Origin of the sequence: Paenibacillus sp. FSL H7-0737 (assembly GCF_000758545.1) — a bacterium.
Taxonomy (GTDB): domain Bacteria; phylum Bacillota; class Bacilli; order Paenibacillales; family Paenibacillaceae; genus Paenibacillus_AQ.
Genome location: NZ_CP009279.1, coordinates 5,545,186 through 5,557,930 on the forward strand (window position 1 = coordinate 5,545,186; position 12,745 = coordinate 5,557,930).

At 44.7% G+C, this 12,745-nt stretch carries 11 protein-coding genes; 4 read left to right on the forward strand and 7 right to left on the reverse strand.

All coding sequences use genetic code 11. The annotated features are described in order from the left end of the window. Positions 1-34: 34 nt before the first annotated feature. Positions 35-1,033: an NADP-dependent oxidoreductase gene (locus tag H70737_RS24245; protein WP_042191427.1), complete on the reverse strand. Its 999-nt coding sequence runs from the start codon at positions 1,031-1,033 to the stop codon at positions 35-37. Positions 1,034-1,049: 16 nt separating this feature from the next. Beyond that, positions 1,050-1,340, reverse strand: coding sequence for an ArsR/SmtB family transcription factor (locus tag H70737_RS24250; protein WP_042194449.1), 291 nt, complete (start codon positions 1,338-1,340; stop codon positions 1,050-1,052). A gap of 364 nt (positions 1,341-1,704) precedes the next feature. Between H70737_RS24250 and H70737_RS29965 the strand changes: the two genes are divergently transcribed. The 3 genes from H70737_RS29965 (at position 1,705) to H70737_RS24265 (ending at position 4,720) form a co-directional block, all read left to right on the forward strand. Then, entirely contained in the window at positions 1,705-2,748 is a 1,044-nt protein-coding gene (locus tag H70737_RS29965) for a helix-turn-helix domain-containing protein (RefSeq protein ID WP_052404403.1), read from the forward strand. 282 nt (positions 2,749-3,030) lie between these two features. Then, a complete protein-coding gene (locus H70737_RS24260; protein WP_042191429.1) occupies positions 3,031-3,564 on the forward strand; it encodes an RNA polymerase sigma factor in 534 nt (177 codons plus the stop codon). Then, on the forward strand, positions 3,551-4,720 hold the full coding sequence (locus H70737_RS24265) for a DUF4179 domain-containing protein (RefSeq protein WP_042191431.1): 1,170 nt from the start codon (positions 3,551-3,553) through the stop codon (positions 4,718-4,720). Before H70737_RS24260 ends, H70737_RS24265 begins: the two co-directional genes overlap by 14 nt. Before the next feature lie 163 nt (positions 4,721-4,883). Here the strand turns inward: H70737_RS24265 and H70737_RS24270 are convergent, their stop codons facing one another. The 4 genes from H70737_RS24270 to H70737_RS24285 all read right to left on the reverse strand — a co-directional run bounded on the left by H70737_RS24270 (position 4,884) and on the right by H70737_RS24285 (position 10,173). Then, the gene (locus tag H70737_RS24270) at positions 4,884-6,623 is read right to left on the reverse strand and encodes an ABC transporter ATP-binding protein (RefSeq protein ID WP_042191432.1); all 1,740 of its coding nucleotides are present in this window, start codon (positions 6,621-6,623) and stop codon (positions 4,884-4,886) included. Then, entirely contained in the window at positions 6,620-8,401 is a 1,782-nt protein-coding gene (locus H70737_RS24275) for an ABC transporter ATP-binding protein (RefSeq protein WP_042194453.1), read from the reverse strand. The genes H70737_RS24270 and H70737_RS24275 overlap by 4 nt, the downstream gene beginning before the upstream one ends. Before the next feature lie 171 nt (positions 8,402-8,572). After that, positions 8,573-9,598: a helix-turn-helix transcriptional regulator gene (locus tag H70737_RS29970; RefSeq protein ID WP_052404404.1), complete on the reverse strand. Its 1,026-nt coding sequence runs from the start codon at positions 9,596-9,598 to the stop codon at positions 8,573-8,575. A gap of 260 nt (positions 9,599-9,858) precedes the next feature. After that, positions 9,859-10,173 carry a hypothetical protein gene (locus H70737_RS24285; protein ID WP_042191434.1) on the reverse strand — a complete coding sequence of 105 codons (315 nt, stop codon included), beginning with the start codon at positions 10,171-10,173 and terminating at the stop codon, positions 9,859-9,861. A gap of 234 nt (positions 10,174-10,407) precedes the next feature. Between H70737_RS24285 and H70737_RS24290 the strand changes: the two genes are divergently transcribed. Continuing rightward, positions 10,408-10,728, forward strand: coding sequence for a hypothetical protein (locus H70737_RS24290; protein ID WP_042191436.1), 321 nt, complete (start codon positions 10,408-10,410; stop codon positions 10,726-10,728). A gap of 257 nt (positions 10,729-10,985) precedes the next feature. On the opposite strand, the gene H70737_RS24295 is transcribed toward H70737_RS24290, so the two are convergent. Continuing rightward, positions 10,986-12,719: a family 10 glycosylhydrolase gene (locus tag H70737_RS24295; RefSeq protein ID WP_042191438.1), complete on the reverse strand. Its 1,734-nt coding sequence runs from the start codon at positions 12,717-12,719 to the stop codon at positions 10,986-10,988. Positions 12,720-12,745 lie beyond the last annotated feature (26 nt).

Sequence of the window (12,745 nt, forward strand, 5' to 3'; positions counted from 1 at the left end):
TAGTTATATTCTATGAGTGGGGTTAAATTCCCTGTCACTTTATCTTTAATACGATCTTTCCTTTTGCCCTGCCCAATTCAGAATACTCCATCGCCTTCTGAGCTTCTTCGAAAGAGAATATTTGATCAATTACAGGCTTTATTTTCCCTGCTTCTATAAGCTCCGAAATGATCTCCAGTTGTCTGCCGCTAGGTTTCATGAACAAGAAGCTGTATTTGACATTATATTGCTTTTCTAATTTCGTTAGCTTACGGGTAACCAATCGAAAAAGACTCGTTTTTATAAAACCAGACCCATATTCAACTCCGAAGCGTGCATTAGGCAGCCCAGAAACCGATACAATTTGTCCGCCTGGTTTGACTATTTTAAAAGCCTTCTCTAATGTCTCTCCGCCAATCGTATCGAATACTCCATCATAATTTTGTAAGACCTTATCAAATTGTTCTGTTTTATAATTGATTATTTGATCGGCCCCAAGAGATTTGACCAGATTAGCTCCAGCATCGCTAGTAGTTGTAGCTACATAAACTCCCATCGCTTTAGCAAGCTGGATAGCAAAGGTCCCAACGCCGCCCGATCCAGCTTGAATCAATACCTTTTGCCCTGCCGATAGCTGTAATATATCATGTAATGCTTGATAGGATGTAAGCCCGACTAATGGGATTGACGCCGCTTCCTCAAAGGAAAGATTTTGTGGCTTTAAGGCTATATCGTCCTCATGTATGGATATATATTCTGCGAAGGTTCCAATTCTATTTTTTCTTGGCCGTCCGTATATTGCATCGCCTATTTTGAATTTAGTTACTTTGTTTCCTACTTTGGTGACTATACCTGAAAAATCATTTCCTAACACAAGCGGCATATCGTATTTCAACAACATACGAGTTTTGCCATCCCGCACCTTGAAATCGATAGGATTAATACTCGCCGCATGGATCTCTGCCAACACATCATAATCAACTACTGAAGGTGTTGGAATGTCTGCCATTAGAAGAGGACTTTTCCCATATTTTTCAATGATCATCGCTTTCATTAAGAAACCTCCAATTCTAATAATATTGTTCCATAAATTCATCGAGATGGTTTATAAGATTTTTTAACACTCCTAATTTTGTTCTAACGTCCATAAAATAATAATTTTTAGAGCCTTCTTCCCTCACCATTATAATTCCGGCTTCTCTTAAGATTCTTAGATGATGGGAAACAGCAGGTCGTGATAGATGTGTTTTTTCAGTAATCTCACCTACGCGTAACCCGTTCGTACAGGTAGTCTCCATAAGTACAGTAATAATAGATTGTCTTGTCTCATTACCAATAGCTAAAAAGACCTTCTGGCACATCTTGAAATCGTCTTTGATGACTTCGACCTGTTGCTGTTTATTAATGATTCTCACCGCTTTCGTTTCGTTCAATCGTTTAACTTAGTGAACCATTTGCTGACGAGTATGTCATAACAAGATATGCTCCGCAACCTTGAGAAAGAAAATCGAGATCACAAGTAAATTTTTTACATTTCTTCACCTCCAACCCTCAGAGGAGAATTGTCGATAAATCTCAAATCGCCCTTCTTATAAATTGAACCAATGTCCTACAAGGTAACCTGATAGGTTAATCCGCTTAACCAAGCGGTCATTGTGGATATTTTATACAAAAAGTTATACTGCAATTGACTAGTCGAAATGATACAAATTGGAGGTTATCCAAATGAATGTTGAGATAGGAAAAAAAATAAAGACACTTCGTTTACAAAAAGAAATGACTCAGGAAGAACTAGCAGCAAAACTGAATCTGTCATCCCAAGCAGTATCCAAGTGGGAAAACAATGTAACCATGCCTGATATTCAAATTCTCCCTGATTTATCCGTGATTTTTGGTGTTACAATTGATGAATTATTTGCATTAACCGATGATACCCATTTAGAACGAATTGGAAATATGATTAGTACTGAACATTTTATATCTGAAGACGACTTTAACTATGCTGAACAATTTTTAAAAGGAAAACTAAATGATGCGCAAAAAAAGTCCTCATGTCTCACCCTGCTAGCTCAGTTACACATTCATCGTTCAGATGAGCACCGTGAATTGGCTTCCCATTATGCCAAGGATGCACTGCTACTAGCCCCGGACAATAAAAGTAATCATAATGCTTTGCGAGATGCGGAGAATGGAATCATTTTTGATTGGAACTTTTCAAATCACCATAAACTCATTACGTATTATAAGAATTTCGTGCCGAATCACCCGAATTACTGGCAGGCTTATGTTTGGCTTATGAACTACTTAATCGCAGACGGCAGATGTATTGAAGCAAAAGAAATTCTGGAACAATTGAACCAAATCCATCCTGGTCATTTATATCAAAAATATGGAGGGCTGATATGCAAGGAAGAGGGCGACCTTTCTCAGGCGCTGGCTCTCTGGGAGCAAATGACTGATTTGTATCCTGAGGATTGGCTTGCATGGTCCTCCAGAGGAGACTGTATGGCTAAACTTTGCAGGTACGACGAAGCCATAGAATACTATTCCAAAGGTTACGAACTACAGCCAAGTCCAAAGTATACAGATGCATTTGAAGCCATTTCTCATATATATATAATAAAAGGGGAATATGATAGGTCTATTGAAAAGCATCACGAAATAATTGAGCTGCTAGAAAGGGACTGGAAAGTCACAGAGGGTAAGACCGTTGATTTTTATAAGAGAGAAATAGAAAATTTAAAGATAATGTTGAATAAACAAACCTAACATTTATAAAAATACCAAATAACATGGACGACTGGCCCTTTCCGCCAAAACGGCGGAGGGGGCTTTTGCTTTTAGTAAGCAAAACTGCCCCACCAGATACTACATTATTTTGTGAGTCCAGAATGCTTGGAGAATCCCATGTGTGCTGATTTGCCCAAGCGGTGCAGTCCCCGGATATCTTAGGTTTACTTTCGTTGTAACCTTCTAGCTACCTACCCGATCTAATATTTAAGTAACGTTACGAATATCCTAAGACTTTTAGTCAAGAAAGCAGGTAAATCTTTGCATATTAATCCTATTGTCGTCAAAGCCAAAGCTGGGGACTCTGAAGCATTCGTGCAGCTGATGCAAGAGATAGAGTTACCTCTGTATAGAACTGCAAGGTCCCTCGTCAACAAAGACGAGGATTGTGCAGATGCCCTGCAAGAGACGATGCTTAAAGCCTTTAGGTCCATCCATACACTCAGAGAGCCCGCTTTTTTCAAAACGTGGATCTTCCGGATTCTGATTAATGAATGCAACAAAATGATCAAAAACAACGCAAGAGCCCTCCCTTATGGAGAGCTTCCCGAAGTCCCTTCCATTTCCAAGGATTATGAGAAAATCGAAATATGGGATGCCGTTCAACATCTTGAGGAGAATCTACGGATTGTCATTCACCTTCATTACCTACAGGACATGCCGATCAGTCAAATTTCCGACATTCTCGAAATTTCTACGGTAGCCGTGAAGACCCGGCTGCATCGCGCCCGCAAAAAGCTAAAGCATTCATCTCAATTCAATCAAGAAATGGAGTTGCGACATGGTAAACACTAAGTTAGAAGAACAATTAAAGAACTGCCAAAGCCTACTTCCCGATCAGTTATCGGATATTGCCCGCTCCAAGCTGAATGAGACTTACCAAATCATCAGGGAAACCGATAATTCCATTTCCCCCGTTCAGAAAAAGAAAAATGTATCTAAAACTTTTAATAAATGGTTGATTTCCACTGCAGCCGCTGCAATTCTTGGAGTTACAGTCCTTGCTTCCGGCTTTGTATCGCCCGCAATGGCTGATGCACTCAAGCAAATTCCGGTTTTGGGACAAATCTATTCATTATGGGGCGAAAAAAACTTAGATCCCGGTGTTCAACAAGCCGAGGATTTCATCACAAACGTAAACCAAAGCGTGACCCATGGCGATGTGACCATGAATATCCCAACGTTGTTATTTGACGGAACCCGAATTCTTATGAACATAACCACTCCTGGAAACCGTCTGGCTTCGGAGCCCAATTCGCCGCCTTCAGATGCCAATAAAGGGGCAGTGGATAAGTTTGAGGTTCTCTATAAAGGCCAACCTCTACTCTGGAGTTACGAACACATGGATGCTGAGACTGCTTCCAGCATAATGGTTCAGGTTTTGAACACTTATTATGAGCCGAGCACAACAACACAGACTGTCCAGTTCCCTGATCAGTTTGACTTGACTGTAAATGTAACGTTAAAGGGTTACGATGTCCCGTTCGAATTCGTTCTGCCTGTTACAAAATCAACGCCCGTTACCGTACTAACTTCAGAGGAGACCATGCATCACGATAACATTAACTTGCAGATCAGTAAGGTGGAAATCACCCCAATCACAACGCAGTTATCCATTGAGTACAAAACCAAACCGGGCCAGAGCGTAGAAGAAATGCTCGCTTCTATCCCTTCGAAATATAAGGGGGCTAACGGGGGCGTCATCGCTCTTCAATTTGACATTGTAGATGAACGCGGCGTTCAACTGAAGCCCATCGGTGCTCACCCCTTAAGCGAATCTTATAATGTTCGTTTTGAACCCTTCAAGACTATACCAAGTACCGTAACCATCAAACCGTACTTAGTCGTTTCCGAAGGTCAAGCCCCAGCTGGGACTAAAGGACTGTGGGAAGACAACAATATGGTCAAGGAATATATTCCTGAGCTGGAGACTGTACTTTCGGTCCAATAGTTCATTTGTAAAAGGTCCTTATTTTCTAGGATTAAAAGGGTATGCAAACCTACAAAAGACGAAGCCATAAATGGCTTCGTCTTTTGTATTTAAATGGCTTCAGGTAGATTCATCCTTTGTGATAGCCATACGTTTGCCCTCCTAAAAGCGTGAATGACGTTCCCTATGACGTGATGCGGAATCCTACGGATTGCTGCTGCAGCTTCCAGAGACGGTCGTACAATCCGCCTCGTAGTAGTAAAGCTTCATGTCGTCCCTGCTCCACCAGTCGGCCATCTTCCAGCACAATAATGTTGTCTGCACCTCGTATGGTTTTCAGCCGATGCGCGATAACAATAACGGTTCTGCCCGTAATCAGCGCATCAATTCCCTTCTGGATTTCGGCTTCATTCTGCGGGTCAAGCGATGCAGTAGCCTCATCCAGCAATACAATCGGAGCGTTCTTAAGAATCGCACGAGCAATGGAGATCCGCTGCTTCTCCCCTCCGGAAAGCGTACTGCCACCCTCGCCTACCGGCGTGTCATAACCTAGCGGTAATTTCATAATGAAATCATGGCAACGGGCCATTTCTGCTGCTTGTTGAATATCCTGCTGCGACGCGCCCGGCCGCCCAAAAGCAATGTTGTTTCCAATGGTATCTTGGAACAGGTACACATCCTGAAACACAACCGACACAGACCCTAGCAAATGTTCTGGATCAATATCTTTAATATTGCGTCCGCCTAGCAGAACACTTCCCTCGTCAGGATCATAGAAACGCGAGATCAAACGCAGCACTGTACTCTTTCCGCTGCCGGAGGGACCCACGATTGCAGTCAATGAACCTTGCGGCATTTCTATGCTTAATTGTTTGAGAACAGGCTCACCTCCATAGCTGAAGGTAACATTGTCAAAGCGAATGGTACTGCTATCGGGAAGTGGAGCTGTAGTCCCTGTCATTACCGGCTGGCGAAGCAGGTCTACGATGCGTTCACCCGCTTGTTCGTTGTACCGGAATTCAGCATAGTTGGCGAGCGCCGTCGTCAGTGGATCATAGATGCGTGTGCCGACAATAAGGAATACCGCCAGCTGCAAAATACCGAGCTCCCCGCCTAACAATAGATGCACACCTACGTATACTATTAAGGTCAGACCCGCACGAAGAAGAGCCATAGCCGTTAGAATGACCGGTCCGAATATCCCTTCAAGCTTCACACTTTCCTTCATCAAAGTTCGAAAAGAGCTATCCAGACGGACAAAACGTTCTCCCGTCAGGTTGTAGGCTTTCATCACCCGAATACCATTCAAATACTCCTGTAGCCGATTCGCGGCGTTCAGTTTCGCTTTCATATGATTCGTCCCTAATCTGCGCCGCAGTCTGCCTGACAGGTACATAATTAGGAGGGCAACCGGCAGTGCCACGAACATGGAAAGCGCCATCCGCCAGTCGAGGAATAGTAAACCCGCAAGTGCGAATATCGGCAGTACAAAAGCCCCTGCAAGCTGTGGCAGCAGATGTGAAATCCCTGTCTCAACCAGCGTGAAATCGCCCATCATCATATTGGCCAAATCACCAGGATCCCGGCGCGTCAGGTAGCCTAGCGGAAGCTTACGCAGATGTTCTGCTAATTCCGCCCGTCCCTGTGCCGCAACATTGTAAGCCCCGCGGTATGCAGTGCGGTATGCGGGGATCTCACTCAGGAACATCAGCACCATAACAGCGGCTAGTCCCGCGCAAATCCACCAAAGCCGTTCTATCTGAAGCTCTGCACCCACCGTAATATAAGGAGCAAAAATCAACCGCACCGCCTCAATTACAAGCGCAAACGGAAGCACACTAACTATGTTAGCCAGTAAGGAAAAAAGTACAGGCTTCAGCAGCTGCTGCGGTTTGCCAGCAGTAATATTGTGCAATACCTTCATAGCTGTTCCCCTCCTTTTTCCAAATGCCAATCTCCAGCATCACTGTAGGCATGCCACATTTGAGTGTAAAGTCCATCGAGATCAATCAAACGATCGTGATCTCCGCGCTCCACGATTTGCCCATCTCGCAGTACCAGAATTTGTGCGGCTTCACGAATAGAGGAGAGTCTGTGAGCAATAACAATTACCGTCTTCCCGCGCATAAGCTCCGTTAGTGCCAGCTGCATGTGATGCTCATTTTCCGGGTCGGCAAAAGCAGTCGCTTCGTCGAGTACAAGTACCGGTGCATTTTTGAGGATTGCCCGGGCTACCGCAATACGCTGCTCTTCACCACCGGAGAGATAGACGCCACCTTCACCAATTAACGTATCGTATCCCTGCGGAAGCCGAGAGATGAACTCGTCGCATTGCGCAGCTCTTGCTGCAGCCTGGACTTCATCCAGCGTGGCTCCCGGTTTGCCGACGGCAATATTCTCATACAAAGTGTCATAGAACAGGAAGGTCTCCTGAAATACAAAGGCAACTGTATTCATCAGTTCATGAATCGCCATATGACGGATATCCACTCCACCGATACGGATCGCACCCTCTTGCGGGTCCCAGAACCGCGGCACCAAGCTGGCCACCGTCGATTTACCTGATCCTGACGGTCCAACCAGCGCTGTAACCTTCCCTTGTACTGCCCGAAAAGAGACCTCGCTAAGCGCAGCCGCAGCCCCCTCTTCTTCACTGTAGGAGAAGGTTACGTCCATAAATTCAACGTCGAAAGCTTGCGGTGATAGCGGCTTTGCTATTTCTGGTACAGGCTGCTGTGCCAAAAGACGATCCATCCGCTCTACGCCTTCGCCGATATCCCGGGTGCTCGAAGCCAGCATAAGTAGCTTATAGAGCGGAGATGATACGCCTGGTGCCATAATTAGAAAGAACAGCAGCACAAGCGCAAAGGACATGGAATCCGGCTGACCGCTTAGCATAAAAACACCCACCGGTAAAATAAAGGTAAACGAGGAGGCCAGCAATGTTTTGAATAGAACATAGCCTGACTGATAACGGTCCGTAAACTCCAGACAATAATCACGGTATCTGGTCATATCACTGTAGAACTTTCGGAAGGAATGCACCGTCTGCCCGAACACCTTCACCGCTGGCATCCCCCGCACATACTGCACCGCCGAAGCATTGATCTGCTCCAAAGAATCATGATACTGCTTCACACTGGTTTTCCCCTTACTGCTCATCATAAGTGCTGACTGCACAACCATTCCTATGAGGATCGGTAGAAGGCAGGCTACAGCTAACGGCGGACTCAGCCAGAACATCGCCACAATCATCAGCACCGTAGACGCCAGCGCGCTGACCAGATCAGGGAGCTGATGCGCTACGAAATTTTCCACCTTGTCGACATTCTGTTCCAGCGTCTTCTTCACTGCGCCGGTCGAAGTTCCATTCAGGAAGCCGAGCGGCAGTCTGCCCAGATGCTCAGTCATTCGTACACGCAGATTATACTGAATACGAAAAGCCGCAATATGTGAGCACATAATACCGCAATACGAGGTCACCAGACCTCCGATCAATCCGCCGAGTGCAATCCATCCCCAGCGAATCATAGCATCACCATCAACCTGTCCAGGAGATGCGGCATGCCGCAGTAGCTCGGCCAATATGAAATAAACAGACAAAAATGGTACCAGCATTAGCACGGCGCTGACAGATGACAATACACCAGACAGGATCAGCAGGCCTCGCTTCTCTCCGGCAATCTCCAACAGTCTCGACATGCCATTTTTGCTTTTACTCACAGCTGTTCCCCCACTCTTTATAATTACGCACAAAAAAAGTGCACTGAGAATGATTCTCTGTGCACTAGTGTATAGGAACGCTCTTCATGGTTGCTACCGTTTCCGGGATTATAATCAACCAAATCAGGAGCATCTGTTTTCGATGCGAGCTTACATCCTTGTTCCTAAAGAACGCTGTCTACCACTGATCAGATACTCTCCAGGACGCACACCGAATTTTTTACGAAAGGCTGCTGAGAAATGGCTGACATTCACGTATCCGACTCTGGATGCTGCTTCACTTACCGTCATATTTCCATGTTGTAGCAGCTGCTGTGCCCTTTGCATCCGTTGTTCGATCACATAGGCATGGACAGTATAACCGAACATTTCCTTAAAGCCCTTCTTCAATTTGAACTCATTAAGGCAAATAATGCGAGAGAGCCCTGCTAGCGTCGGTGGATGTAAATAATCACGTTGCAGAATTTCCTTGGCTAGTCGCAGGCTCTTCATATCATCTCTAGATAGCTTGACTGTGTGGGAAATCCGATCAGCTTCAAATAAAGATTCATTGAGATAGACAGCCATTAGCTCCAGCATTTTCCCCTCCAGATAGAGTTCCCGCATACCCTGACTATAGGAACAATCCGCAATTTGAGACAGAATGAGTCGGATAGATGGTGTGATTGCGTTTTTGCCAAAAAACAACCCAGCTCCTCCTCCGGCTTGGAGCCGTGTATCCTCGGTCAGTCCGCTGGTCATTCGCTCAAATTGTGCCGGACTCATATCTATGCTGAGGAATCTGTAGCCCGCTCCGCTAAGGTATATACAATTTTCACTTCTTACTCCGCCGTGAAGCAGCACACTTTCTCCTGTATCTATGGCAAAATAGTCCTGCTTCAGCGAGGTCCCCCATTCAATTCCATGTCCCATGCAGAATATCAGCTCCGTACGAGGTGTTCTAAACTCACCCTTCGCTTCAATATCCCGATTAAATTGGAGATCAAAATCCGTCATTTGAAGATAACGCTGAGTAAGCAGGCTCCGGCAGCTGCCCTTCCCTAGCTCGACCGGTGGTTTTATCTCAAAGTGGCTTCCGTCCAACTGGTAAGTAATATTAAACCCTTCGCATCTAAGCGTCTTATGGGCATCAATCGTTTCCGCTTCATTCAGACCATCGCTACGCTTCATGCTCATCCCTACTTCCCCTTACTTTGGATTCATTATATATGTATTGAGAATGATTATCAATTGAATGTTCTTTTAGCAAATATGCATAAACAACAAAAAACCTTCCCACACCCCTAAGGGTGAAGAAGGCTTATATGCGTCACTTCCGAAGACATGGCCAGCTATATTTTCAGCTCCATAACCACCTGTGAACGGCCTTTAACGTTTAGTTTTTACATTACATTGGTGGTGGGGGGAAGGTGAGATGCATCCAATTGTTCACCAATTTAAATTGCTAATCCCTCCAATCGTTCAATTAGCAATGGAATCGCTACTTCAATCCAAAACTCCAGACAAACATGCCCACTGGACATACCACCATGACTGTATTTCTCACAATAGATTTGTTTATCTAAATCACCTAAGCTACTTCCTGTTAATTCCTCAAATGCGTATTTGAATATCTCTGCAAACTCCTCACCTGTACATGGATAATTCACTTCCTGAAAGTACCTCTCTAGCTCATCCCAAAGATATGGATCCCCTCTTAATCCCCACCTTTTTGGTCGCTCATTAAAAATAACTGATACTGTCTTTAGCATCCCCAGCCTCCGCCGCTTTCGAATTGGTCAACTATAACTTAACTCTATAAAACAAGTTAGAATTTCCGATATATCGTACTCACTTAATCTGTGTAAACAGTACTACTGTATCATTTTTAACCGCCAATTGTTCCAAATCCAATTATAATGTTTCTGACTATAATTAGATGATTTCAGACTGGCCAATTACTTAAAACTATTTAAAAATTCGATTAATATAGGGAGAAGATATAAATGATATTTTTTTCAGAAAATTCAAAAATACCAGATAAATATGCAGACTTTTTGAATAAGATTGCAACTTTCTTTGGGGAAGAAGAGAATTTCAAAGGTATAGTAAACGACACTATGGAAATCTTAAGACTGTCGTTTAAGGATGATATTTCCGATGCAGAATTGTTAAAGCGCGCAAGTCTTAATGGTATCATTAATGATCCGGATGTCTTTATGGAAATGATAAGTGACAATCCTGATAAAACCAAAATAAAAACAGTTTATATGGAAGAACTTAATGCTTTGTATTACACGATAAATGACATTTTCAGAACACTATGAGCAAAGAAAGAAGACATTCACCCGTATTTCGGAGATGAATGTCTTCTAACCCAATCTGTTTTCACTGTGTTCTGCCGATTATATTACATCCTCAGATTCCAAAGTCAGCCGGTATCCGTTCTTTCTCTCCCTGACAGCAAATCCCCAGGCTTCGGGTGCTTTCCAGGAGGTCTAAATACAAATCAAGCCTCTGATATCTTTGCTTTGCCCATAAAAAATAAAGCGAATGATGATGTATAGTTGTAATTGTATTAGGCTTAATCCGTAACCTTCACATTTCCAAACACGGCCTTATTCCTCGAATCATCCCCCGGATTGCTGAGCGCTATGCCAATATACACCTTGCGATTCATCGGGATCTGAACAGTTCCGACCGTTTGCCAGTTATTCCCGTTCGTCGAAATAGCGCCTTTGAAGGTATTTCCACTTCTGGTCAGCTTTAGCCATCTTGGAGCCGAGGCAGCCGCAGTATGGTCGACCATATTACCCGCTGTCTCTGCACGATACTGGAAGGTTGCCCCATTCTCGGGGGTAAGCATCATATCCGCGTGCTTCGAATTATGACCCAGCGACTCCCGAATCATAATACCAGCCTTGGCCCAGCCGTCCAATCGGCTAGTGGACTGCACTTTTACAATAATCTCTGCATTGCCACTCACGGATTGGTATATATAATTCAGTCGATCTCCATTTCCCCAAATATCCGTAGAGCTACTGCTGAGTGTAAATTGCTTATTGGATGAATTGTAGGTAACGTTCCCCGGCATGGAACCGATATTTCGAGCCTTCCATCCTGCTGGTAATTGAGCCGGATAGTCTTGTTCTACCGGAGGCGTCCAGCCTGGCGTCGGCCAGGTTTCACGTTCTTTGATATTGGCTAGCTCATCTTCTGGCCAGGCCCCGTAAGCAAAGAACGACAGACGCTTCACGTCCGGATAATTCTCGCGGATTCCCTTGTAAATCTCCTGATATTGATCATCAGTCCAGTCATTATCCAGCGTCGCAACAATTTCCACGTCACTGCCGCTAATCCGGTCGCTCGTATCCTTCAGGATGCCGTAGGAAGTGCTGTATACCCAATCACTATTGAACTCCCAGTCATCAAAGTACGCCATCGGTGCGACAAAGTCGATATCATCTTTGAATTTGGCTACATTCTGTCCAACCTCTGTAAATTCCGGCGGCAAAATATACACACCTAGCTGCACATCCGGATTTGAGGATTCGGAAATATCCTCACGGATATCGCCCACATACTGTCCAATTTGTTCAGTTCTCCATTCATTCCACTGCTCACGCTGAGGCGAATCCGTATCGAAGTCAATGCTGAGCGGGGAATACCCGAACTGCGCCTGATACTTCAGGGCCGTGTAATCACTGACGTCCATGTTGTAATTGTCAAAGCGGATCCAGTCTAGCACAACACCGTCAACAGCATAATTCTCGATCACTTCCTGAATGATGGAACGCTCATACTGCTGCACTTCGTGGTGAATCGGATTGACGAAGTATTCGTTGCCGTTAGAACCTGTGAACGGAGTCTGAACCCCGTTAACCAGCGCTTGCATCTGCCATTCATCGTGAGCAAGGAAGGCTTGCTGATCATGGAACTGGGGAATCCAGGCATGAACCTTGATTCCTGCAGCATGGGCTGCTGTAATGACAGCCTGCAGGGCATCGAAATTCTCGTAGCCTTGCGCGATCGGAGCGATATCACTCTGATAAAATACACTTCCAGACGGAACCTCATCATCTTCATCCTGCTTCACGTTCATGCTGATGACATCGACACCGTAGCTTGTGGACAGCTGGATGAAATTATGGACATCCGCCGTGTTCTTAAACTGGTTTACGGTCCGTACAATAACTTCCGTTTCAAAAGGGGGATTACTCTCCTCATCGGCCTTAGCCGGCACGGAACCACCTACTATTGAAGAAACCAATACGAAGCTTAACATTGCTATGCATCTCGATCTCAGAGCAAATGCCATAATATCGCCTCCACAAGTATAAGATT